Source organism: [Mycobacterium] stephanolepidis (assembly GCF_002356335.1).
Lineage (GTDB): Bacteria > Actinomycetota > Actinomycetes > Mycobacteriales > Mycobacteriaceae > Mycobacterium > Mycobacterium stephanolepidis.
The window spans coordinates 4294720-4317009 of record NZ_AP018165.1; the positions used below are offsets into that span (position 1 = coordinate 4294720).

Genomic DNA, 22290 nt, shown 5'->3' on the forward strand with positions numbered 1-22290 from the left:
GGCCCGACTGTAACCGGCGGGATATGCCGCGGCCACCACCCTTGCGAAAAAAACTAGAACTTGTTCTACTCGGAGGTGTGACAGTCAGCCAAAGCAGCACAACCGGGCAATTGCCCCTCCTGACGGCACCCCTCGAACTGTCTTTTGATTACACCCGTTCGGTGGGACCGACCCTCTCCAAGTTCTTCACCGCCCTGCGCGATCGGCAGATTGTCGGCACCCGCGGCAGCGACGGCCGAGTTCACGTACCGGCGGCCGAGTACGACCCGGTCACCTACGCACCCCTGACCGAGGTGGTGCCGGTGTCGAGCGTGGGCACGGTCCAGTCGTGGTCCTGGCAGCCCGAGCCGCTCGAGGGCCAGCCGCTGGCCACACCGTTCGCCTGGGCACTCATCAAACTCGACGGTGCCGACACCGCGCTGCTGCACGCCGTCGACGTGGGCGCCGCGGGCTCCGCCGGTATCGAGACCGGTGCCCGCGTGCACGCGGTATGGGCCGATGAAACCGTCGGCGCGATCACCGACATCGCCTACTTCGCGCTCGGAGACCGTCCGGTCGACGTTCCCACTCCCACACCGGATCAGGAGCCGGTGACCATGCAGGTCACCCCCATCCGGCTGGAAGTTCAGCACATCACCTCACCGGAGGAGAGCGCCTATCTGCGCGCGCTGGCCGAGGGCACGCTGCTCGGCGGTCGCACCGGCGCGGGTGGGCGCGTGTACTTCCCGGCGCGTGGGGCCGATCCCCTGACCGGTGAACCCACCTCAGACCTGGTGGAAGTGGCCGACAAGGGCGTCGTCACCACCTTCGCGATCATCAACATCCCGTTCCCCGGGCAGCGCATCAAGCCGCCATATGTGGCCGCCTATGTGTTGCTCGACGGTGCCGATATCCCGTTCCTGCACCTCGTCTACGACATCGATCCGGCGGACGTCCGCATGGGCATGCGGGTCGAGGCCGTGTGGAAGCCCAAGGAGGAGTGGGGATACGGGATCGACAACATCCAGTACTTCCGCCCCACCGGTGAACCCGACGCCGACTACGAGACCTACAAGGACCGGATCTGATGAGCTCCGCTGCCCCCGCAGTAGCAGTTGTGGGCTTCGCCCACTCCCCTCACGTTCGCAGCACCGAGGGCACCACCAACGGTGTCGAGATGCTGGTGCCCTGTTTCCGGGAAATCTACGCCGACCTCGGAATCACCAAGTCCGATATCGGCTTCTGGTGCTCGGGATCATCCGATTACCTGGCCGGGCGTGCCTTCTCGTTCATCTCGGCGATCGACTCGATCGGTGCCGTGCCGCCGATCAACGAGTCTCATGTGGAGATGGACGCGGCGTGGGCGCTGTACGAGGCCTACATCAAGATCCTCACCGGACAGGTGGAGACCGCCCTCGTCTACGGATTCGGGAAGTCCTCTGCCGGCACCCTGCGCAGAGCCCTTGCCCTGCAGACCGATCCGTACACGGTTGCCCCGCTATGGCCCGATTCGGTGTCCTTGGCGGCACTGCAGGCGCGGGTCGGCCTGGATTCGGGAAAGTGGACCAAGGAGCAGATGGCGCAGGTTGCCCTCGACGCCCTCGGCCGCGCCCAGCGCGTGGATTCCGAGGCCCCGGCCTCGAGCGTCGACGAGCTGCTGGCGCGCGAATACTTCGCCGACCCACTGCACAAGCACGACATCGCACCGATATCCGATGGCGCCTCGATCATGGTGCTGGCCTCCGGTGACCGCGCCCGCGAACTGCGCGAAAACCCGGCGTGGATTACCGGATTCGAACATCGGATCGAGACACCGATACTCGGTGCCCGAGATCTGACCACCTCGCCGTCCACAGCCGCCTCCGCGGCCGCAGCGACAGGCGGCGACACCGGTTCCATCGAGGTGGCCGAGTTGTATGCACCGTTCAGCCATCAGCAGCTGATCCTCGCCGAGGCCATTGGCCTCAAGGACTCCACGACCGTCAACCCCTCGGGTGGCACCCTGGTGGCCAACCCGATGTTCTCGGCCGGTCTGGAGCGGATCGGCTTTGCCGCACAACATATCTGGAACGGTTCGGCAGGAAGGGTGTTGGCCCACGCGACCAGCGGGCCCGTACTTCAGCAGAACCTCGTCGCGGTGCTGGAGGGTAAGTAATCGTGGGTGCATCAATAAACCTCGCTGCCGTGATCGGCACCGGGCAGACCAAGTACGTAGCCAAGCGCCATGACGTCTCCATGAATGGCCTTGTCCGCGAGGCGATTGACCGGGCAATGACCGACGCCGGTGTCGGCTGGGACGATATCGACGCCGTCGTCGTGGGTAAGGCGCCCGACTTCTTCGAGGGCGTCATGATGCCCGAGCTCTTCATGGCGGACGCGATCGGCGCAACCGGAAAGCCCATGATCCGGGTACACACAGCCGGTTCGGTCGGCGGCTCCACCGGCGTGGTCGCTGCCAGCCTGGTGCAGTCGGGCAAGTACCGTCGCGTGCTGGCGCTGGCCTGGGAGAAGCAGTCCGAATCGAATGCCATGTGGGCGTTGTCGATTCCGGTGCCCTTCTCGGTTCCCGTGGGCGCAGGTGCGGGCGGCTACTTCGCCCCACATGTGCGCGCATACATCGAACGTTCCAAGGCCCCGCTGGACACCGGAGCAATCGTCGCGGTCAAGGACCGGCTCAACGCGGCGAAGAATCCGCTGGCGCACCTTCACCAGCCCGATATCACCGTCGAGAAGGTGATGGCGTCTCCGATGTTGTGGGACCCGATCCGCTTCGACGAGACCTGCCCGTCGTCGGACGGCGCATGCGCGATCGTGGTGGGAGACGAAGAAACCGCCGATCGCCGTATCGCCGACGGTCATACGGTCGCGTGGGTGCATGCCACCGCGTTACGCACCGAGCCGCTCGACTACACCGGCCGCGACCGGGTGAACCCGCAGGCGGGACGCGACGCCGCGGCGGCGTTGTGGCGTGACGCGGGAATCACCAGCCCGATCGACGAGATCGACGCCGCCGAGATCTACGTCCCGTTCTCGTGGTTCGAGCCGATGTGGCTGGAGAACTTGGGATTCGCAGCCGAGGGTGAGGGCTGGAAGCTGACCCAGGCCGGCGAGACAGCCATCGGTGGCCGGATTCCCGTCAACGCCTCCGGCGGCGTGCTGTCCTCGAATCCGATTGGCGCCTCGGGCCTCATCCGGTTCGCGGAGGCCGCGATCCAGGTGATGGGCAAGGCCGGTGACCATCAGGTGCCGGGCGCCAAGAAGGCATTGGGCCACGCCTACGGCGGCGGTTCGCAGTACTACTCGATGTGGGTCGTGGGAAGCGAAAAGCCCGCAGGGAATGGGAGTAAGGCATGAGCCTCGCCGATGAAGCGGGCAAGCGTTCCCGTGCAGCCGTCGAAGCCCGCGACAAGCAGGCCTGGGTCGACAACTTCGCCGAAGACGGCGTGGTGCAGGATCCGGTGGGTCCGTCGCCGTTCGATCCCGAGGGCAAGGGGCATCGCGGCAAAGAGGCCATCGCGGCTTTCTGGGACAACATCATTGCCCCCACCGAGAATCTGGATTTCATCTTCGACGCCACCTACGACTGCGGCACACATCAGGCCAACGTGGGCCGGATCGTCACCACGATGAACGGCTACCAGATGACGGCCGAGGGTGTGTTCACCTACGAAGCCGATGACGAGGGCAAGCTCGTCGTACTTCGCGCATACTGGGAGTTCGACAAGGTCGCCGGGACCGCGAAGAAGGTCTGACTCCGCAGAACCACATAAAGACCCCCGCGCTCGCAGCGACGGGGGCCTTTATGTCTTCGCGCTAAGAGGCCTGGCGACCGGCGCTGATCATCTCCTCGCGCGGTACCACTTTGATGCGTTCGCGGCCCTGTTCCTCGCCGAGGGCTACCTCGTGAGCATCGAGCCGTTCCCACTCCTCCCACGTGGTGTAGTCAATCCCGCTTCCCCGTAGATGCGCGAAAATCGCATCGGGGTCGGAGATTTCGGCGGGTTGAATACCCGGGAGGTCTGACAGCAGGCCGGAAATCGTCTCGGCGGCATCGGATTTGGTGTGTCCGATCAAGCCCACAGGCCCGCGCTTGACCCAGCCCGTGACGTAGGTCGATTCGACCGGGATTCCGTCGATATCGAGCACCCGCCCGGCGTCGTGCGGGACAACCCCGGCGTGGTGGTCGAACGGCAGATCCGCCAGGTGCGAGGAGATGTAGCCGACCGCGCGGTAGACCGCCTGCACCGGCCAGTCGGTGTATTTGCCTGTGCCCCTTACATTTCCGTCGCCTATCAGCTCGGTGCGCTCGGTGCGCAGGGCTTCCACCCGGTCGATTCCCAGCACGGCCGCGGGCGACTGGCACAGGTGGATGTGGATGCGATGCGGGGCGCCGGTGGGCTCGGTGTCCAGGTACTTCATCATGGTGTCGACGACGAGCTTGGTGGCCTTACTGGAATTGATGGCCTGCTGGCTGCCCTCGTCGATCTCAAACCCCTCCGGGTGCACGACGACATCCACACTCGGCGAGTGGGACAGCTCGCGAAACTCCATGGGGCTGAACTTGATCTGCGCCGGACCGCGCCGCGCGAAGACATGCACGTCGGTGGCCTGGTTCAGCGCCAGGCCCTGATAGACGTTGGCGGGGATCTCGGTGCTTAGCTGTTCGTCGGCGGGTTTGGCCAGCATGCGCGCGATATCCAGGGCCACGTTCCCGGCACCCAGCACCGCGACGCTCTTGGCTGTCAGCGGCCAGTCCCGTGGGACATCGGGATGACCGTCGTACCAGGAGACGAAGTCGGCGGCGCCATAGCTTTCCGGAAGGTCGATACCGGGGATGTCGAGGTCACGGTCGGCGCGCGCGCCGGTCGAGAAGATCACCGCGTCGTAGAAGCGCCGTAGATCCGAGAGCTTGATGTCGGTGCCGTAGTGGACATTGCCGAAGAACCGAATCTCGTCACGCGAGAGCACCCGGCGCAGCGCCTTGATGATCTCCTTGATGCGGGGATGATCGGGGGCCACGCCGTAACGCACCAACCCATAGGGCGCGGGCAGCCGATCGAACACATCGACCTGCGCCTGCTCGTACTCCTTGGTGAGGATGTCGGCGGCGTAGATACCGGCCGGACCTGCGCCGATAACCGCGACTCGAATCTTCCTCATGCCATCCCCTTTGATTCGGACATTGATTAGGTAAGGCAAGCCTAAAAAGAATTCCGAAGAAAGTGGGGCGCACGTCCAGAGATCCTGGTCACACTCCCGATCGCATCTCAGTAGCCTGAACGCGTGCTCATCGCGCTCATCCTCATCGGCGTACTCGTCGCGGTTCCGCTCGTCCTATTCACACTGCTCGTGGCCGGTATCCGGATGCAGATCCCCGCGATACTCAACGCGATCCGCCGGTTCAATCGCGCCGTGACCAACCCGAGAGTGATGGCAACCGCCGGTACCGCATCCACATCAACAGCGGTCATCCACCACACCGGCAGGAACAGCCGACGTGCCTACGAGACTCCGGTCGAGGCCTTCGACACACACGAGAACACCGTGCTCATCCTCTTGCCGTACGGCGCGAACGCCGACTGGGTTCGCAATGTCATCGCACAGGGCGGCGCCGAATTGGTCCGGGCCGGGGAAACTCTGCGCCTTACCGACCCACGCGTGGTCCACACCGACGAGGTGCGTGCCCAGCTGCCCGCCAAGGAATTGCGGATGCAGCGGGTGTTCAACGTGCCCGACTGCCTGCAGCTGAGCAGGCCGTAGCGGTTACGTGTCCAAACCTTCCAGGTAGCGCTTCCCCAGTGCCTGGTACGCAGCGGGTACACCCTTGGTGAGAAATTCCGCAGGAGTGCCCGCGACGGGTCCCTTGACCTTGGCGGGAGAGCCCATCACCAGCACGTCCTCGGGGATTTGGCTGCCACCGAGTACCAACGAACCCGCGGCCACCATGCTGCGCGAGCCGATGGAAGCGCCGTCGAGCACCGTCGCGTGATTTCCGATAAGGGCGCCGTCACCCACGGTGCAGCTGTGCACCAGGCACATGTGCGCCACCGTGGCTCCCTCACCGATATCGACCGGCATCCCCGGGTCGCTGTGCAGCACCGACCCATCCTGGATGTTGGCGCCCGCCCGGATCACAATCGGCGCGTAATCGGCGCGGATGACCGTGTTGAACCAGATCGAAGCGCCGGCTTCCACCGTGACATCTCCGATGAGACAGGCGGTCGGCGCGACGAACGCCTCCGGGTGGACGCTCGGGCTTTTTCCGTCGAGTGAGTACAAAGGCATGCGCAGACCCTAACCAAGGGCCTTATTTCCGCTTGTGGCAGGCACATTTCTTGCGCCCCGGGGGGCCAAAACTGTAACATGTTCTAGTTGAAGATGGTCGCCACAGCGACCAGCATCGAAACACTGGAGGCAGCCCCGCCATGAGCACAGATACCGCAGGAATCGGCGTTCGCGAGATCGACGTCGGCGAGCTTCCCACGCGCTATGCCCGTGGATGGCACTGCCTGGGCGTCGCAGAATCGTTCAGGGACGGAGAGCCGCACGCTATCGACGCGTTCGGCACCAAGCTGGTCGTGTTCGCCGACACCCAGGGCGATATCAAGGTCCTCGACGGATACTGCCGCCACATGGGCGGCGACCTCTCCCAGGGCAGCATCAAGGGCGACAACGTCGCCTGCCCGTTCCACGATTGGCGCTGGGGTGGCGACGGCAAGTGCAAGCTGGTGCCCTATGCCAAGCGCACCCCGAAGCTGGCCCGCACCCGCAGCTGGACTACCGACGTCAAGAGCGGCCTCCTCTTCGTCTGGCATGACGCCGAGGGCAACGGCCCGACGGATGATGTGGAGATTCCGGAAGTTCCGGAATTCGCCGACGACGGCTGGACCACCTGGGACTGGAACACCATCGTCATCGAGGGTTCCAACTGCCGCGAAATCGTGGACAACGTCACCGATATGGCGCACTTCTACTACATCCACTTCGGATTCCCGACGTTCTTCAAGAATGTCTTCGAAGGACATATCGCTTCGCAGTACCTGCGTACCGTCGGCCGTCCCGATGTGCAGCTCGGTGGTTCCTCGCAGTACACCGGCGAGCAGATCCTCGATTCGGAAGCCTCGTACTTCGGGCCTTCCTTCATGATCAACTGGCTGCACAACAACTATGGCGGCTACAAGGCCGAGTCGATTCTGATCAACTGCCACTACCCGATCGACCAGAATTCCTTCGTGCTGCAGTACGGCGTCATCGTGCAGAAGCCCGAGGGCATGGACGAGAAGATGACCGGCAAGCTCTCGCGCGCCATGACCAAGGGTGTGGGACAAGGCTTTCTGCAGGACGTCGAGATCTGGAAGAACAAGACCCGTATCGACAACCCGCTGCTGGTCGAGGAGGACGGCGCCGTCTACCAGATGCGCCGGTGGTACTCGCAGTTCTACGTCAACAAGTCCGACGTCACGGCGGAGATGACGGACCGCTTCGAGCTCGAGATCGATACCAGCAAGGCCAACGAGTTCTGGCATGGTGAGGTCGACGAGAACCTGAAGCGGCAAGCGGACGAAAAGGCTTCCGCAGAAGCTCAAGCCGAGGCCGAAGCTCCCGCCGAGGCGACTCAAAGCTAGTGCGATGACTGAAGTTTCAGCGGGGTCTTCCTTGACTGAGAAAAATACCAGCCCTCCCAGCGTGGAGGAGCTGGCTCAGTCGATGCTGGCACTGCATGGTGCCCACGGCGAAGACGAGGCTCACGAATCCGCTGGATCGGGCAGGCCAAACGGCCAGTGGTCGAAGGCTCCCGCGTTCGAACACAATCCGGAGCAGGCCGCACTTCTGCACGAGGCGACCGAGAGTGACAAGCAGCGGTATCTGACCTCCGGCCTGCAGGAGGTCGATTGCCGGTTCTGCCACGGCTCGGTGATGGTCAAGAAGCTGGGTATCAACCACACTGCCGTGCAGTGGAATACCGAAGCAGCCGGGCGATGCGCCTACTTCGCACAGATGCGCGAGGAAGGCACGAACACTGCGCGGGTGCGCGGGTGCCCGCGGCTGTCCGACAGCATCGCGCATGCCGTCGCCGAGGGGTGTCTCGACCCGATCTGCACGGCACCCCCACCCGGAGACGGCTGAGCTAGAGCTCCAGCAGGACGGTCACCGGGCCGTCATTGATCAATTCGACCTGCATGTGCGCCCCAAACACCCCCGCCTCCACGTGTGCGCCGAGGTTGCGCAGGGCATCCGCGAATGCCGCGACGATGGGTTCGGCGACATTTCCGGGCGCCGCCGCGTTCCACGCCGGACGGCGCCCCTTCTTCGTGTTGGCATACAGCGTGAATTGACTGACTACCAGTACCGGGGCACCTAGGTCGGCAGCAGACTTCTCATCATCGAGAATGCGCAGCTGCCACAGTTTTTCTGCGAGTTGTGCGGCCTTGTCGGCATCGTCGTCGTGGGTGACACCCACCAAAGCCAACAGTCCCTGGCCTTCGGGGCGGATCGCACCGACCACCTGCCCGTCGACGGACACGGCTGCCGAAGCGACTCGCTGCACCAGAACTCGCACGTTACGACCCTATCAGCGCCGCCAGTTTTCCGCCTGTGCCCGAATCTCCACGAATGCCGTTGTTTCCCAGAGGTTTCCACGCCGAAGTGGCCCTATTGCCCACATCGGCACCGCTCCAGGCAGCAGCCTTCCTTCAGTGTCGGTGTCCAACCCGAGGTTCAGTGGGCCGGGTCGCGCCAGGCCGTCGGCAAGGAGTTGGCTCCACAACCGATCGGCACCTGCGGTGAGATCGTATTGCGGCCCGGTGCAATTGATCACCGCGCACACGTGGAGCACCTGCCCTGTCGACAACGTCACGGCGACTCCGGAACCCGATGCAACAACATCCTGCAGTTCCGCACGATGAACACGCAGTGCACCTTCGGCGATATCCCCGTCGATCTGCGCGGCAGTGCGCGGCGCCATCCGATGACGGTGGATGTCCCACTGCCTGCGATACGTTCGCAGGAAGTACTCGCGTTCACCGATGCTCATCGCGGCCCAGAGCGCGCCGGCCTGAGGGCGCAGCGCATCCACGGCCGCACACATGTCGCCGCCTTCGGATATCACGTCCCGGACATAACGCACGGCCTGCTCCAGTACATCGCCACGCTCAATAACGAACGCCGGAGCCCGCGCCGGAGGGTGTGGATCCACTCGATGTGCTCTCGGGAGCAGCCCACCACGGGATATCGCATGCAGGATTCGTCCCGGCCGTCGCAGCGTGCAGGCCAGATCGGCCATCGTCAGACCGGTTCCGACCAGAAGCAGATCGCCATCCTCGGGAAGGTTGTCGAGTGTGCCCGGGCGCCAGCACCACGGTGTCGGCGTGCACCTCGTCGCCATTGCATAAAGCAACCGAGAGTTCGCCATCGTGCCGAGTCACCGCGACGGCGCGGTGATGGACTCGAGTCACCCGAGCATCGCGTGCTCCTTCGAAGGCAGTGGAGAGGTAACGTCCGAGCAGCTCTCGCGGAACGAAATCCTCAGCGCTCATCCCTGGTAGGCCGTTTTCAGCAAGCCAGGCCACAAAATCTGACGGCTCGGCGGCATCGACACTGAGCTTGCCCGCCGGAACATTGAGAAGATGACGCGGATCTGTGGTGCGGTAGGGAACTCCTGGCCCGGTGCTCCTATCGGGGTCGATTACCGTCAGATGAAGCGCCCCGAGGGCATCGCGCCGCAGTAGATGCAGGGCGACAAGCGTTCCCGCCGCGCCGGCGCCCACTACGGCGACACGGGTCACAGTCCCGCGAAGCGCTCCATCACCACTTCTTTACTCAGCCCATAGTCGGCGAGCGAGTAGACATGCTTGGGCGCGCGCGGGCCCTTTTGACTCTCGTCGTTCATCTTCTGCATCTCCACCAGAGCTGACGCCGACAGCTCCAATCCAAAGTGTCGGTATATGGATTCAACGGTGCCGATCGGATCGGAGATGAAGTCGAAGTAGTCGACATCGCAGAACTGCGCCTCGTCGTACTTGGTGCGCGCGGATTTGAACGACTCCAGGCCCCGGGCCCAGGTATCCAGCTGATCAGCGCCGAGGGTGGCACCGACAAAGGTCTGCGACCAGCCTGCCGTCGCATGCTCGTTGAGCGAGCAGACCGAGGCAATGATGGTCTCGGCGGGGCGGTGCGTCTGGATGACCAATGCATCCGGGTACACCTCCATGAGCGCATCAAGGGCGAAAAGATGACTCGGATTCTTGAGCACCCAACGCTTTTCGATGTCATTGAGACCGATCAGCTGCAAGTTGGCCTTATAACGGCGGTACGCCGGGGTCCAGTCCTGCTGCGACAACCACTGTGCGTAGGAGGGCACGTGCGCAAGACACTCATACGAAACCGAGTGCACCGACTGTCGCAGAAGCTGCCAGCATTCCTCGACCTCGGTGGCCGACATGTAATGCAGGCCCATGAATTCCGGGTTCTCCACATGATGCTTGGAGAACTGCGCCTCCAACTGTTGGTACACCGGCTTGGCATCCCAGGTATCGCGCGCCGGTCGAGGCTGTGGGAAGTCGGCCAGCCACATCTCCAGCCCCTGATGCATCGGATCAGCGTTGAGGAGGCGGTGCAGCGCGGTGGTGCCCGTGCGCGGTAGACCGGTGACAAAGATGGGCCGATCGATGGCGACCTGCGCGTGGTCGGGGTGCGCTTTGAAGGCCGCTTCGCTGAGTAACCGTGCGCCCAGCGCACCACGCAGGAACACCCGAGACATCTTGGAGCCCAACGGGGTAAGACCGGCTTCGCTGTGATAGGAGTCGAGCAGCACCCCGAGCGCTTCACGGTAGTTGTCGACGGACCCGTCCCCGAAGTCGTCCAGTCCGATCAGCCGCGTGGCCGACTCGTGCAGGTCGTCGACGGTGCCGACGCTGGTGCGCTCTGTGTTTGATTCCAGACTCATGTGAATTCTCCTTGTGGCTAAGCGTGGAACTCGCCGCAGTTGACATCGAGGGCCTGGCCGGTGATCCCGCTCGCCAGGTTGGACGCAAGGAACAGCACGGCGTTGGCCACCTCATCGGTGGTCGGTAGCCGTTTGAGATCGGAGTTCGCGGCCGTGTATTCGTAAATCTGCTCGACGGTGCCGCCATACTTCTTGGCCTGATGCTCGAAGTAGCCCTTGAGGTTCTCACTCCACATGTATCCGGGTACCACCGAGTTCACCCGAACTCCCTGCGGTCCTAATTCGGTGGCCAACGATTGGGACATGGCCAGCAGCGCGGACTTGGCGATCTTGTAACTGCCGTAACGAATCTGCGAGTGCCGGATGACCATCGAGTTGATGTTGACCACCGCCCCGTTCGATTGGGCGAGCGCGCTCGCAAAGCCCTGCGTCAGCCGCAGCGTGCCGACCACCGTGAGTTCGACGCTATCGCGAATATGCTGATAGTCCGTCTTCTCCAGAGATTTCATCGAAGGAATGCTGAAGGCGTTGTTGACAAGGACGTCGATGCTTCCGAAGGTTTCGGTGGCACGTTCGACAAGGTTGGCGACACTGGCCTCATCGGTGATATCCGTGGCCACCGCAAGGGCCTTGCGCCCGGTAGCGGTGATCTGTTCGGCCGCCTCGTCGAGGCGCGATTGGGTGCGTGCCGCGAGAACGACATCGGCACCGGCCGCGGCGAACTTGGTGGCCAGTGCGCCGCCCAGCCCCGGGCCGATACCGGACACCACGACAACCTTGCCGTCAAAGTCGAGGAGACTCATCAGCCCAACATCCTTGCCCCGATGGCGGTCTGGCGTTCGGCAATGCGACTGCACCAACCCTCCGCGCTGATCTTATTCAGCGCGTAATGCGGCAGTTTCGCGGGGACATCACCGATTGCGACCACCTCGACCGTCGGACCATCGGCGGCCGTAAGCGTACGGTCGGCCCGCTGCCACCGGAACTGGAGGTATGCACGGCGATGCCCCAGAGTCTCAATCCAGTTGGCGACACCGGGATTGGCGTTACTCACCACCATTCGGATGTTGCCATCCGGGTCAACCTGAGCCTGGCTGGAATTCAGCGAGGTCTGATGGTTGATGTAATCGAGCGAGATGTACCACAGGCTTCCGAGCTGAAAACCCTGATACGGCGCATCGGACTTGGGGACGGTGATGATCATCGCCTGGTCGTCGGCCAGGTCATAGTGCCCCACCGAGGAGAACTGGGTGGCCAGACCACCGGGCGTGAGTCGCGGCTCGGTCATGGTGTTGACGGGCAGATTGTCGTAGAACCATTTGGGGAATTGCAGCCACGTCTTGACGCGGTTCACCAGCTGCTTACCAGCACTGGCGTAACGCTTTTCGATCTGTTCCTTGGTCAGCGGGGCCGGCGCCGTGCCCGCGGTGTCCACCCGCGCGATGGCGAGGGTGCCGCGCTGCGCACGCCAGTCGCTGTACACCTCACGCATGACCAGCTGTGCCGGCCCCGGGCCGAGGGTGAAGTAGTTGGGTCGCGATCCACTTGCCGGTCCGGGGCCAAAGCGGACTTCGAAGCTGCCGTCGCTCTCGATATGAATTTCGCGATCATCGAAGGCGATGGCACTTCCCGGCACGTTCTTGTCCGTGTAATCACCGCCGCCGAGCACCTGGAAGCTCAAATCGGCGGTGGTGCCCCGCGTTCCGGTGACCACATACTCGTACTCGCCGTTGACCCGCGCGCCGAAATAGAGGGTGTCGGGGTTGTCCAATCCCATTTTCGTGAACGGCCCCGTGCCGGAAAGAAGGAATGGGTGATCGCGGTCGGTGTGAAACGCCATGTGCGTACAGGCCGCAATCCCCTGCGCCAGATACTGAAGCCCCTCGAGCAGGTCGGCCTCGGTGTCGATGTGGGGTGCGGCCACAATCAGCTCCTCGGCTTCCGCGATCGCGGCGGTGAATGCCTCGCTGTACATGGCGCTCCAGACTGGTACAAATGTGTACCGCAGTGGTAGAATCCCTCCAGACATTAGAGCGCCCCGCCAGGTACGTCAAGAATGTCAGGATCTACACAGGGGCACAGGAGGTTTCGCCGGTGGTCGAGGAACGGGACAACGGGGCAGGCAGGACGTCGCCCCCTACCGAACGCGTGATGGCCGTACTCGATTTCCTGGCGCGGCACCGCACCGAGCGCTTCGGACTTTCCGAATTGGCGCGCCGGTTGGGACTGAGCAAGCCCACCTGCCTGGGCATCGTGACCACCCTGGCCGAGTCCGGGTACCTCATCCGGGACGACCGCGACAAGACGTACAGCCTGGGCCCGGCGCTCATCCGTGTCGGCAGAGCCGCCCAGGAATCGCTGCGTGCCAAGCCCGCGAGCCGCGACCAATTGCTCACGCTTACTCGAGAATTCGGACATACCGCGGCGTTGTCCGCCGTCGTCAGCGATCGGGTCACCGTGCTGGAGGTGGTCAGCGACCCCGACCACCCGGTCCGGGTCGAGGTAGGCCAGAGTTATCCGTTCACTCCACCGGTGGGCCTGATGTTCGTGCTCTGGGACACCGACGAAACCATCGCCTCCTGGCTGGGCAAAGATCCGACCGCGCCCGGCCGGACCGCAGATGATCGACTGCGCAAGGTGATCGAGGAATGCCGCGCCGACGGCTACCTCGTCGAACTGTTGACCCCCGCCGGACGGCAGCTGTACTCACTCATGGCCGGAGTGCCCGGCGACATCCCCAACGAGCTACGCGCCCTCCTCGGCGAGATCGTGTCGGGAATCGGCGAACGGGTCTACCTACGCAGCGAGAATTACACGGTCGGCTCGGGGGCGAAAGTACGCCACCGGGTAAACGTCATGTCGGCACCGGTCTACGACCACAACGGCAAGCAGGCAATGGTCGCTAGCCTCTACATCGGCGATGACCTCACCGACGCGGAGATCACCGTGCGGGCCAAGGCTCTGGTACACACCGCGGACGGAATCACCGAACACATCGGCGGCACCAAGCCCGCTTAGCTCCACCGTTTCTCACCGCCCTTCCCTCTCCGCCGAGTGTGCGCATCACCGCCCACACTCGGCGGTTTTGTCGCCACATCCCATTGACACCTAACGAGAACGCGTTCTAGTCTGGGCTGGACCGAATACGAACCGACACGGTACATATTTGGAACGAGATGGAGTAATCGAATGCCGACATCGCCCGATGTTCTTCGCCCAAGAGGCTCATCACCAGCAGAGTCGTACGAGTTATCGCACTTGAACGCCCTGGAAGCCGAGGCTGTCTACATCTTCCGCGAAGTCGCCGCCACTTTCGAAAGGCCGGTGCTGCTCTTCTCCGGCGGCAAGGATTCCGTGGTCATGCTCCACGTCGCGGCCAAGGCGTTCTGGCCATCGCCGCTGCCCTTCCCCGTCATGCACATCGACACCGGGCATAACTTCGACGAGGTCATCGTCTTCCGCGACGAGACCGTTGGCCGCTACAACCTGCGGCTGGAAATCGGCCGTGTGCAAGACGACATCGACTCGGGTGCCGTCGTCGAGGAGACCGGACCGGGTGCCACGCGCAACCGCCTGCAGACCGCGACCCTGCTACGCAGCATCAACGAGCACCGCTTCGACGCCGTGTTCGGCGGCGCGCGCCGCGACGAGGAGAAGGCCCGCGCCAAGGAGCGGGTGTTCAGCTTCCGTGATGAGTTCGGCCAATGGGATCCGCGCGCACAGCGCCCAGAACTCTGGAACATCTACAACGGTCGCCACCGCAAGGGTGAGCACATCCGGGTGTTCCCGTTGTCCAACTGGACCGAGCTGGATATCTGGCAGTACATCGAATCGGAGAACATCACGCTACCTCCGCTGTACTACGCACATAAGCGCAATGTGGTGGAGCGCGACGGAATGCTATTGGCAGACACTAGGTTCCTCACCCTGCAGCCGGGCGAGGAGCTCGTCGAGAAATCGGTTCGGTTCCGCACGATCGGTGACGCGACGTGCACGGGCGCTGTGGAGTCTGTCGCGTCGACTCCCAGCGCGGTAGTGGAAGAGGTTGCCGCAACCCGCATCACCGAGCGGGGAGCCACCCGCGCCGACGATCGGATCTCCGAAGCCGGTATGGAAGACCGTAAGAAAGAAGGGTATTTCTGATGAGCCCGCAGACTATCGAAACCACCGAACCTGCCCAGGAGCTCATCCGCATCGCCACAGCAGGAAGCGTCGACGACGGCAAGTCCACCCTCATCGGTCGTCTGCTGTACGACTCGAAGTCGATCTTCGCCGATCAGTTGGCCGCCGTGGAAGCCAGCAGCAAGGCCAAGGGAGAGACGCATACCAACCTGGCACTACTCACCGACGGCCTGCGTGCCGAGCGTGAGCAGGGCATCACCATCGACGTCGCGCACCGCTATTTCTCCACGCCCGCACGCAAATTCATCATTGCGGACACCCCGGGGCATGAACAGTACACCCGTAACATGGTGACCGGCGCCTCGACCGCAGACCTGGCGATCATTCTGGTCGATGCCCGCAACGGGCTGACACAACAGACGCGCCGACACGCGTTTATCACCTCGCTGCTCGGTGTCGAGCACGTGGTGCTGTGCATCAACAAGATGGACCTGGTCGACTGGTCACCTCAGCGCTTCGACGAAATCAAAGAAGAATTCCGCAGATTCGCCACCAAACTGGAACTGCATGACCTCACCGTCATTCCGGTGTCGGCACTTCTCGGCGACAACATCGTCACCCGATCCACGAACACTCCGTGGTACGAGGGTCCGTCGTTGTTGCATCATATTGAGCAGGTACATATTTCGTCAGACCGCAACCTGATCGACGCGCGCTTCCCCATCCAGTACGTCATCCGCCCTCAGGGCGGTGCGGCGGCACCGGGCGCCGAGCACATCACCGATCTGCACGACTTTCGAGCCGTGGCCGGAACCGTCGCCAGCGGTGTGTTCAAGCCTGGCGACGAGATCGTGGCGCTGCCATCAGGTTTCACCTCAACCGTATCGGCGATCTGGGGTCCGGGCGGTGCGGTCGTGGATGAGGCCTTCGCCGGAAGCGCGGTGAGCGTGCAACTTGCCGACCAGCTGGACCTGGGCCGGGGCGACATGCTCTGCCGGCCGAACAACCGGCCACTGGTAGGTGGCCAGATCGATGCCATGGTGTGCTGGTTCACCGACGTGTCCGCCCTCTCCGAGGGATCGCGATTCGTGATGCAACACGCCAACTCGACCGTGAAGGTCGCTGTTGCCGGCCTCGACTACCGGCTCGACGTGAACAGCCTGCACAGGGATCAGGAAGCAAAAGAACTGAAGCTCAACGAGATCGGACGTGTGCAGTTGCGACTGCAGCGACCGATCATGTTCGATCCCTACCGACGCAACCGGACTACCGGCAGCTTCATCCTGGTCGACGAGGCCACCAACAACACGGTCGCCGCCGGCATGATCTCCGGCCCGACTCTGCACCAGTCCAAGGTGGTCTGGCACTCGTCGGCGGTTTCTCGCGAGGAACGCTCCACCAAGGGTGGGACGATATGGATCACCGGACTCTCCGCATCCGGAAAATCCACCGTGGCAGTTGAATTGGAGAGGCGACTGGTGGCGATGGGTATCCCCGCCTACCGGCTCGATGGCGACAACCTGCGACATGGCCTCAATGCGGACCTCGGATTCTCGGCGGCCGACCGCGCCGAAAACGTACGCCGCGTGGGTGCCGTCGCCCAGATTCTTTCCGATTCTGGGGTCGTCGCGGTGGCCGCACTCATCAGTCCGTATCAGGCCGATCGGGACAAAATCCGGGCCCAGCACGACAAGGCCGGGTTGCCGTTCGTCGAGGTATTCGTCGACACTCCCGTGGAGGTCTGCGAGCAGCGCGACCCGAAGGGCATGTACGCCAAGGCCCGTGCCGGGGAGATCAGCGATTTCACCGGAGTCAACGCACCCTACGAGGCCCCGGTGAGCGCCGAGTTGGTGTTGCGCCCGCAGGAAGGCAATCCAGAGCAGCAGGCGGCCGCGATCCTGGAGTACTGGTTGTCTGTCTAGCGCTCGGTTTCCAATTCGTTGACCACCGAGTCCACGACCGCACCCAAGTCGCCGTCATGCTCTTCGGCCACGCGCCGCTGACGCTGATACGACCCACCGTGGCGGTAGATATCCTCCACGGCGGCCAGCTCGGTCTCGCATTCCAGCAGCCGCGCGATGGGTTGCAGCCGAGTCAGCAGATCGTCGAGGTCCTCGGTCACCAATCTCTCATTGCTGTCCTCATCCAGGATGATGACCGCGTCGAGCCCGTAACGCGCACTGCGCCACTTATTTTCCTGCACATGCCAGGGCGGCATCGTGGGCAACGACTCTCCTGCCTCCAGCTTGCGGTCCAAGTCCACCACCAGGCAGTGTGTCAGTGCCACCAGCGCCTCGAGTTCGGCGACGTTGGAGATCCCGTCGAAGATCCGGATCTCGACGGTGCCCAGCGCCGGTGAAGGCCGGATATCCCAACGGATTTCGTTGAGTTGGTCGATGATTCCGGTCTTCATCTGATCATCTACGAAGCCCTCGAACTGCTCCCAGGTCTGAAAGTGGAACGGCAGACCGGCAGTAGGCAACTGCTGAAACATCATGGCCCGGTTACTGGCGTATCCGGTGTCCTGCCCCTCCCACATCGGGGACGACGCAGACAGCGCCAAAAGGTGCGGGTAGTAGTTGAGCATCGACGTGACGATCGGCATCACCTTGTGCTTGGAGGAGATACCGACGTGCACGTGCACACCCCAGATCAGCATCTGACGCCCCCACCATTGGGTGCGGGCAATCAGCTCGTCGTATCGCGGCGCATCGGTGAGCTGCTGCGCCGACCAACGAGCGAAGGGATGCGTTCCGGCGCAGAACAGCTCCATGCCCATCGACTGCACGGTCGGTCGCACGGTAGCGAGAGTTGTCTGCAGGTCGTCCATCGCCTCGGCGACCGTCCCACAGATGCCGGTTACCACCTCGATGGTGTTACGCAGCAGCTCCTTGTGCACATGCGGTGTCTCGCCGATCGCCTTCAATACCGCGGAGGCCTCGTTGGTGAGGTCTCTGGTCTGGGCGTCGACGAGCGCGAATTCCCACTCAACGCCCAGCGTGGGTCGCGGTGACCCGCGAAATTCGATCGGGCGGGCCACTCTGGCAGCTAGCCCGCGTCGATGAGACCGCAGGCCACACGCTTGCCCGCATCACCCGTCGACTTCGTGGTGTCATCGGGACCTGCCGTGCCGTTGGCCTGGGTGTACCGCTCGGGCGGAATGTTGGCGAAGTTGTCGGCCTTCTCGTGGATGATGATCGAGGTGCCGTTGCCAGCAGTCAGATCGTCCTTGGTGAACGAGTCCGCGGTGGTAACCAGCTCACCGGAGCCGTCCTTGAGGATGTTCAGTGACACCAGGTCGCCGCTGGACGGATGACCGGTGTAACCGGGAACGTTGAAATGTCCGCCCGCGGAGAGGAAGTCACCCGGGGTGCCGCCGGCCGGCGCGGTCGAGTTGGGTTCGCACTTCTTGTAGGAGTGAATGTGCAGCCCATGGAAACCCGGGGTGAGCTTGCCGTTCTCGGTGGTCTTCACGGTGACGATGGCGTGCCCGTCCTGGAAGACGAATTCCGCGGACGCCACCGATGTGCCGTCGGCAAGCTTGAGCGTGGCGTTGAGTTTCTCGCCCGAAGGGATCGGCCGCTCGCCGCCTCCATGTCCGCCATGCTCGCCCGCGGTCGACGGCGCGGTAGAACCGGTCCAGACCGGAGGGGTGGTGCCCGGGGTGGTGCTGGCGGGCTGATCCGGGGAGCATCCGCTCAGGGACAAGGCAACGGCAGCAAGGGTTCCGGCGGCGACAACGGCGGGCTTAACCATGGGCCTCATCATGCCATCTCTCCTACGGCGTGTAGCACCCGCAGTGCCGATCCGTCAGATCGGTCAGATGGCGACAGCGACAACGACACCCGGCGGCTGTTCCACGAGCTCGGGTGCACGCGGTGCGGCCTGAACACCGAGCACCTTGGCGATTTCGTGGGCGGCCTCTTCTTCTCCGGCGGTCTTGCCGAAGAAGACGGTCGTGACGTTCACCTCGGGCATCGGCAGGTTGCCCACTTCGGCCACCTTCCAGCCTGCGGCCGCGACCTGGTCGGCGGCGCCCCGCGCCAGGTCGGGCACCGAGGTGGTGTTGTACACACGAACCTCCGGCTTCGGTGCGGGCGGCGGTGTCGTCGACTTGGGGGCTGCGGCGGCGCTGACCGATGTGGACGTCGAGTCCGACGATGCGGACTTATCCGATCCGAGAGCGTTGAACCCGACGAGCAGGAAAATCACTCCGAGAAACAGCAGCACCATCACCATGGCGCGTAGCGGCAGGCCATGAGAATCGGGTACGCGTTCGTTCATTGTGAATCCACTCTACGGTCCGAGGGCGCCAGCGCCTATTCAGCCGGCCGCGCCGAGACAGCTATGTGACCTCAAACCCCAGGCGGCGCGCGGCGCGGGCCTTCTGGCGGCTTGCACGCAGCCGGCGGAGCCGTTTGACCAGCATCGGGTCGGCAGCCAGGGCCTCTTGACGATCTACCAGCGCATTCAATACCTGGTAGTAGCGGGTGGCCGACATGCCGAAGAGCTCCTTGATGGCGTCTTCCTTGGAACCCGCGTACTTCCACCACTGCCGCTCGAAGGCCAGAATGTCGTGCTCGCGCCGACTCAAGCCGGCCGCGATCTCGACTCCGTCTGAGCCGACGGCAGGCGAGTCCTGACCAGCATCTGCAGCCTTTGACTGCTCAGCTCGCGCCTGGGCGCCGTCCATAAAAGCTCCTGACCCAACCGGGGCGTTTGTCGTCTTGTCTCTTGATCGATCGCGTTCACTGCAACACTGAAAATAACAACACTGTGGTTCGGCGATATTTAACCACGCTCAAACCGCAACTCCGGCTAGCCAACCCCGCGCGTCGGCTCTCAATACCAAGCCGATAGCTTGCCTTCCGTGGCTATTGTCCCTATCCGCATTGTCGGCGACCCGGTGCTGCATACGCCTACCGAGCCCGTGCCGGTCGGTCCCGACGGTTCGCTACCCGACGATCTCCCCGAGCTGATCGCGAACATGTACGAGACCATGGACGCCGCCAACGGCGTCGGGCTCGCCGCCAACCAGATCGGCGTGCCCCTGCGCCTGTTCGTCTACGACTGCGCCGACACCCGCGGCGGCGGAACCCGCCATCGCGGCGTGGTGATCAACCCGGTCCTGGAAACCTCCGCGATCCCCGAGACGATGCCCGACCCGGATGACGACGAAGAGGGTTGCCTGTCGGTACCCGGCGAGTCCTTCCCCACCGGACGTGCGGACTGGGCACGGGTCACCGGCCTGGACGCCGACGGCAAAGAGATCACTCTGGAGGGCAACGATCTGTTCGCGCGCATGCTGCAGCACGAAACAGGGCACCTCGACGGATTCCTTTACATAGACACACTGATCGGCCGGAACGCCCGCGCGGCCAAACGCGCGGTCAAGTCCAACGGTTGGGGTGTGCCCGGATTGAGTTGGATGCCAGGACAAGTCGCTGATCCGTTCGGGCACTAGAGCGACCCGGCACCATGTCCCTGCCCGAACTTGGTACGCGGGTCGCCATCCGCAGCCGTCGGCCCGCGGGCTCGGTGCCCCCGTTCACCGATACCGTCGGCGAGCTGATGGCTACGCATCCGGCGGTACGCGTACTACATAAATCCGGTGCGGTGGTGGATATTTCACCCCTTGATATCGTCTCGGTGCGCGTATTGCCGCCGGTTCCGGTGCTGAACCGGGACATCAGATCTGCGCAGCGGGCCGCGGCCTTCGCCTGGCCGGGTGTCGAACACTCTTGGGTGGGTGGCTGGTTCGTCCGGGCCTCGGGCGGATACACACATCGCGGCAACTCTGCTGTGCCCCTGGAGCATTCGGCGTCACCTCGTTCACTCGGCGATGTGGGCGCCTGGTATTCCGCGCACCGGCTGCCCACCGTGCTGTGCCTGCCCGACCGGTTGGTGCATCCACCCGAGGCACTGGTGACGAGCGGTGAAACCGTGGTGATGGTGCGCGATCTGGGCGCGCCGAGTGACCCGGCCCTGCCTCCGGTACCGCAGTCGGGTTGGCTTGCCCTGCATGGAGATAACCACCCCTTGACGGTGCCGGTGCTGACCGCCGTGGTCGACGGGACGCTGGGCTTTGCTTCCGTCACCGATGGCGGTCCCGCCGTCGCCATCGCACGCGGTGCCGTTACCGAGGGCTGGCTCGGCATTTCCGCGGTGCGGGTGGCCGAGACCCATCGACGCCGGGGGCTGGCCAGACAGGTGTGTGAGGTACTGCTGGGCTGGGGAGCCGCGCAGGGTGCGCGCCGCGCATACGTCCAGGTACGGGCGGAGAACGCGGCGGCGCTCGCGCTGTACCCAACCTTGGGTTTTACCGAACAACACCGGTATCGGTATGCACACATCGAGGCTGTCAGCATCGAAAAGTAGGGTGACGTCATGCGATTGGCCACCTGGAATGTGAACTCCATCCGCGCCCGTGCCGACAGGGTGATTTCCTGGCTGGAACGCTCCGGCACCGATGTGCTCGCGATGCAGGAGACCAAGTGCTCCGACAAGCAGTTCCCCATGCAGGCGTTCACCGATGCCGGATACGAGGTGGCACACGTGGGGCTCAGCCAGTGGAACGGGGTGGCCATCGCCTCACGGGTCGGGCTGGACGATGTGACCGTGGGATTCGAGGGGCAGCCCGGGTGGGCGTCCGGCCCGGATGTCGAAGAGGCCGCCGAGGCCCGCGCGCTGGGTGCCACCTGCAACGGCGTGCGGGTGTGGAGCCTGTATGTCCCGAACGGACGGACGCTGCAGGATCCGCACTACCAGTACAAGCTGCGGTGGCTCTCTGCCCTACGTGACGAGGCCGCCGGCTGGCTCGCAGCCGATCCCGCGGCACAGGTGGCGCTGGTGGGCGACTGGAACATCGCGCCCACCGACGACGACATCTGGAGCGTCGAAGCCTATGAGGGCAGCACCCACGTGTCCGAGCCGGAGCGCACCGCGTTCACCGCGATGAACGACGCCGGATTCGCCGATGTGGTGCGGCCGTTCACCCCCGGTCCGGGCGTGTACACCTACTGGGATTACACGCAACTGAGCTTTCCCAAGAAGCGCGGGATGCGCATCGACTTCGTCCTCGGCTCACCGGAATTCGCCAAGCGGGTGGGCGACGCCCATATCGACCGTGAGGAACGCAAGGGCAAGGGCGCGAGCGACCATGCTCCGGTCGTCGTCGATCTGGACTGATACCGGCGCGAAGTTCCCGCAACAAATCCTGCCCGCGCTACCCTCAACGAACTACT

23 protein-coding genes and 1 pseudogene are annotated in these 22290 nt (G+C 63.8%); 13 read left to right on the forward strand and 11 right to left on the reverse strand.

Going from position 1 to position 22290, the window contains the following annotated elements; genetic code table 11:
* The first annotated feature begins 77 nt into the window (after positions 1-77).
* Genes MSTE_RS21405 through MSTE_RS21420 form a run of 4 tightly spaced genes read left to right on the forward strand, consistent with a single transcriptional unit; the run spans position 78 to position 3731 of the window.
* Positions 78-1067 (forward strand): Zn-ribbon domain-containing OB-fold protein, encoded by a 990-nt coding sequence (locus MSTE_RS21405; protein WP_096504222.1) that lies wholly within the window; start codon positions 78-80, stop codon positions 1065-1067.
* Complete coding sequence (locus MSTE_RS21410) at positions 1067-2134, forward strand: thiolase domain-containing protein (protein WP_096504224.1); 1068 nt, start codon at positions 1067-1069, stop codon at positions 2132-2134. Before MSTE_RS21405 ends, MSTE_RS21410 begins: the two co-directional genes overlap by 1 nt.
* 2 nt (positions 2135-2136) lie before the next feature.
* Positions 2137-3333 (forward strand): thiolase domain-containing protein, encoded by a 1197-nt coding sequence (locus tag MSTE_RS21415; RefSeq protein WP_096504226.1) that lies wholly within the window; start codon positions 2137-2139, stop codon positions 3331-3333.
* Positions 3330-3731, forward strand: coding sequence for a nuclear transport factor 2 family protein (locus MSTE_RS21420; protein WP_096504228.1), 402 nt, complete (start codon positions 3330-3332; stop codon positions 3729-3731). The genes MSTE_RS21415 and MSTE_RS21420 overlap by 4 nt, the downstream gene beginning before the upstream one ends.
* A 61-nt stretch (positions 3732-3792) precedes the next feature.
* Here MSTE_RS21420 and MSTE_RS21425 read toward each other — a convergent pair whose 3' ends face one another.
* Complete coding sequence (locus MSTE_RS21425) at positions 3793-5139, reverse strand: FAD-dependent oxidoreductase (RefSeq protein WP_096504230.1); 1347 nt, start codon at positions 5137-5139, stop codon at positions 3793-3795.
* A 123-nt stretch (positions 5140-5262) separates the two neighbouring features.
* Between MSTE_RS21425 and MSTE_RS21430 the strand changes: the two genes are divergently transcribed.
* Positions 5263-5739: a nitroreductase family deazaflavin-dependent oxidoreductase gene (locus MSTE_RS21430; protein ID WP_096504232.1), complete on the forward strand. Its 477-nt coding sequence runs from the start codon at positions 5263-5265 to the stop codon at positions 5737-5739.
* Positions 5740-5742: 3 nt separating this feature from the next.
* Here the strand turns inward: MSTE_RS21430 and MSTE_RS21435 are convergent, their stop codons facing one another.
* Complete coding sequence (locus MSTE_RS21435) at positions 5743-6264, reverse strand: gamma carbonic anhydrase family protein (RefSeq protein WP_064409687.1); 522 nt, start codon at positions 6262-6264, stop codon at positions 5743-5745.
* A gap of 140 nt (positions 6265-6404) precedes the next feature.
* Here MSTE_RS21435 and MSTE_RS21440 point away from each other — a divergent pair, with 140 nt between their 5' ends.
* Both MSTE_RS21440 and MSTE_RS21445 read left to right on the forward strand, forming a co-directional pair.
* Entirely contained in the window at positions 6405-7604 is a 1200-nt protein-coding gene (locus MSTE_RS21440) for a Rieske 2Fe-2S domain-containing protein (RefSeq protein WP_096504234.1), read from the forward strand.
* A gap of 61 nt (positions 7605-7665) precedes the next feature.
* A complete protein-coding gene (locus tag MSTE_RS21445) occupies positions 7666-8106 on the forward strand; it encodes a hypothetical protein (RefSeq protein WP_064410448.1) in 441 nt (146 codons plus the stop codon).
* 1 nt (position 8107) lies between these two features.
* Here MSTE_RS21445 and dtd read toward each other — a convergent pair whose 3' ends face one another.
* From dtd to MSTE_RS21470, 5 genes and pseudogenes are all read right to left on the reverse strand, one after another.
* A complete protein-coding gene (gene dtd, locus MSTE_RS21450; RefSeq protein WP_096504238.1) occupies positions 8108-8539 on the reverse strand; it encodes a D-aminoacyl-tRNA deacylase in 432 nt (143 codons plus the stop codon).
* Position 8540: 1 nt separating this feature from the next.
* A pseudogene (locus tag MSTE_RS21455) lies at positions 8541-9764 on the reverse strand (FAD/NAD(P)-binding protein).
* Positions 9761-10924: a sulfotransferase family protein gene (locus MSTE_RS21460; RefSeq protein WP_096504240.1), complete on the reverse strand. Its 1164-nt coding sequence runs from the start codon at positions 10922-10924 to the stop codon at positions 9761-9763. The pseudogene MSTE_RS21455 and the gene MSTE_RS21460 overlap by 4 nt, the downstream one beginning before the upstream one ends.
* 17 nt (positions 10925-10941) lie before the next feature.
* Positions 10942-11727: an SDR family oxidoreductase gene (locus MSTE_RS21465; RefSeq protein WP_096504242.1), complete on the reverse strand. Its 786-nt coding sequence runs from the start codon at positions 11725-11727 to the stop codon at positions 10942-10944.
* Complete coding sequence (locus MSTE_RS21470) at positions 11727-12899, reverse strand: DUF1214 domain-containing protein (RefSeq protein WP_096504244.1); 1173 nt, start codon at positions 12897-12899, stop codon at positions 11727-11729. The genes MSTE_RS21465 and MSTE_RS21470 overlap by 1 nt, the downstream gene beginning before the upstream one ends.
* Positions 12900-13018: 119 nt before the next feature.
* Here MSTE_RS21470 and MSTE_RS21475 point away from each other — a divergent pair, with 119 nt between their 5' ends.
* From MSTE_RS21475 to cysC, 3 genes are all read left to right on the forward strand, one after another.
* Positions 13019-13942 (forward strand): IclR family transcriptional regulator, encoded by a 924-nt coding sequence (locus MSTE_RS21475; protein ID WP_096504246.1) that lies wholly within the window; start codon positions 13019-13021, stop codon positions 13940-13942.
* A 171-nt stretch (positions 13943-14113) separates the two neighbouring features.
* A complete protein-coding gene (cysD, locus tag MSTE_RS21480; RefSeq protein ID WP_096504248.1) occupies positions 14114-15067 on the forward strand; it encodes a sulfate adenylyltransferase subunit CysD in 954 nt (317 codons plus the stop codon).
* The gene (gene cysC, locus MSTE_RS21485; RefSeq protein WP_096504250.1) at positions 15067-16968 is read left to right on the forward strand and encodes an adenylyl-sulfate kinase; all 1902 of its coding nucleotides are present in this window, start codon (positions 15067-15069) and stop codon (positions 16966-16968) included. The genes cysD and cysC overlap by 1 nt, the downstream gene beginning before the upstream one ends.
* On the opposite strand, the gene MSTE_RS21490 is transcribed toward cysC, so the two are convergent.
* The 4 genes from MSTE_RS21490 to MSTE_RS21505 all read right to left on the reverse strand — a co-directional run bounded on the left by MSTE_RS21490 (position 16965) and on the right by MSTE_RS21505 (position 19739).
* A complete protein-coding gene (locus MSTE_RS21490) occupies positions 16965-18086 on the reverse strand; it encodes a glutamate--cysteine ligase (RefSeq protein WP_096504252.1) in 1122 nt (373 codons plus the stop codon). The two genes, cysC and MSTE_RS21490, sit on opposite strands and share 4 nt — an antisense overlap.
* Positions 18087-18094: 8 nt before the next feature.
* Complete coding sequence (gene sodC / locus MSTE_RS21495) at positions 18095-18814, reverse strand: superoxide dismutase[Cu-Zn] (RefSeq protein WP_162291492.1); 720 nt, start codon at positions 18812-18814, stop codon at positions 18095-18097.
* Between the two features lie 51 nt (positions 18815-18865).
* The gene (locus MSTE_RS21500; RefSeq protein ID WP_078290226.1) at positions 18866-19330 is read right to left on the reverse strand and encodes a LytR C-terminal domain-containing protein; all 465 of its coding nucleotides are present in this window, start codon (positions 19328-19330) and stop codon (positions 18866-18868) included.
* A gap of 61 nt (positions 19331-19391) precedes the next feature.
* Positions 19392-19739 (reverse strand): DUF3263 domain-containing protein, encoded by a 348-nt coding sequence (locus tag MSTE_RS21505; RefSeq protein WP_096504254.1) that lies wholly within the window; start codon positions 19737-19739, stop codon positions 19392-19394.
* A 177-nt stretch (positions 19740-19916) separates the two neighbouring features.
* Between MSTE_RS21505 and MSTE_RS21510 the strand changes: the two genes are divergently transcribed.
* From MSTE_RS21510 to MSTE_RS21520, 3 genes are read left to right on the forward strand one after another with little or no spacing between them, the layout of a single operon-like run.
* Positions 19917-20510 (forward strand): peptide deformylase, encoded by a 594-nt coding sequence (locus MSTE_RS21510; RefSeq protein ID WP_096504256.1) that lies wholly within the window; start codon positions 19917-19919, stop codon positions 20508-20510.
* 14 nt (positions 20511-20524) lie between these two features.
* Positions 20525-21424 carry an N-acetylglutamate synthase, CG3035 family gene (locus MSTE_RS21515; protein WP_096504258.1) on the forward strand — a complete coding sequence of 300 codons (900 nt, stop codon included), beginning with the start codon at positions 20525-20527 and terminating at the stop codon, positions 21422-21424.
* A gap of 9 nt (positions 21425-21433) precedes the next feature.
* A complete protein-coding gene (locus MSTE_RS21520) occupies positions 21434-22234 on the forward strand; it encodes an exodeoxyribonuclease III (protein WP_096504260.1) in 801 nt (266 codons plus the stop codon).
* Positions 22235-22290: the final 56 nt, after the last annotated feature.

What these genes read in the sequence shown, in the direction of transcription:
- MSTE_RS21520 (WP_096504260.1), top strand. Translation starts at nt 21,434, where the DNA reads ATGCGATTGGCCACCTGGAATGTGAACTCCATCCGCGCCCGTGCCGAC.
- MSTE_RS21500 (WP_078290226.1), bottom strand. Translation starts at nt 19,330, where the DNA reads ATGAACGAACGCGTACCCGATTCTCATGGCCTGCCGCTACGCGCCATG.
- MSTE_RS21515 (WP_096504258.1), top strand. Translation starts at nt 20,525, where the DNA reads ATGTCCCTGCCCGAACTTGGTACGCGGGTCGCCATCCGCAGCCGTCGG.
- cysD (WP_096504248.1), top strand. Translation starts at nt 14,114, where the DNA reads ATGCCGACATCGCCCGATGTTCTTCGCCCAAGAGGCTCATCACCAGCA.
- MSTE_RS21505 (WP_096504254.1), bottom strand. Translation starts at nt 19,739, where the DNA reads ATGGACGGCGCCCAGGCGCGAGCTGAGCAGTCAAAGGCTGCAGATGCT.
- MSTE_RS21425 (WP_096504230.1), bottom strand. Translation starts at nt 5,139, where the DNA reads ATGAGGAAGATTCGAGTCGCGGTTATCGGCGCAGGTCCGGCCGGTATC.
- MSTE_RS21435 (WP_064409687.1), bottom strand. Translation starts at nt 6,264, where the DNA reads ATGCCTTTGTACTCACTCGACGGAAAAAGCCCGAGCGTCCACCCGGAG.
- MSTE_RS21420 (WP_096504228.1), top strand. Translation starts at nt 3,330, where the DNA reads ATGAGCCTCGCCGATGAAGCGGGCAAGCGTTCCCGTGCAGCCGTCGAA.
- MSTE_RS21470 (WP_096504244.1), bottom strand. Translation starts at nt 12,899, where the DNA reads ATGTACAGCGAGGCATTCACCGCCGCGATCGCGGAAGCCGAGGAGCTG.
- MSTE_RS21460 (WP_096504240.1), bottom strand. Translation starts at nt 10,924, where the DNA reads ATGAGTCTGGAATCAAACACAGAGCGCACCAGCGTCGGCACCGTCGAC.
- sodC (WP_162291492.1), bottom strand. Translation starts at nt 18,814, where the DNA reads ATGATGAGGCCCATGGTTAAGCCCGCCGTTGTCGCCGCCGGAACCCTT.
- cysC (WP_096504250.1), top strand. Translation starts at nt 15,067, where the DNA reads ATGAGCCCGCAGACTATCGAAACCACCGAACCTGCCCAGGAGCTCATC.
- MSTE_RS21410 (WP_096504224.1), top strand. Translation starts at nt 1,067, where the DNA reads ATGAGCTCCGCTGCCCCCGCAGTAGCAGTTGTGGGCTTCGCCCACTCC.
- MSTE_RS21465 (WP_096504242.1), bottom strand. Translation starts at nt 11,727, where the DNA reads ATGAGTCTCCTCGACTTTGACGGCAAGGTTGTCGTGGTGTCCGGTATC.
- MSTE_RS21440 (WP_096504234.1), top strand. Translation starts at nt 6,405, where the DNA reads ATGAGCACAGATACCGCAGGAATCGGCGTTCGCGAGATCGACGTCGGC.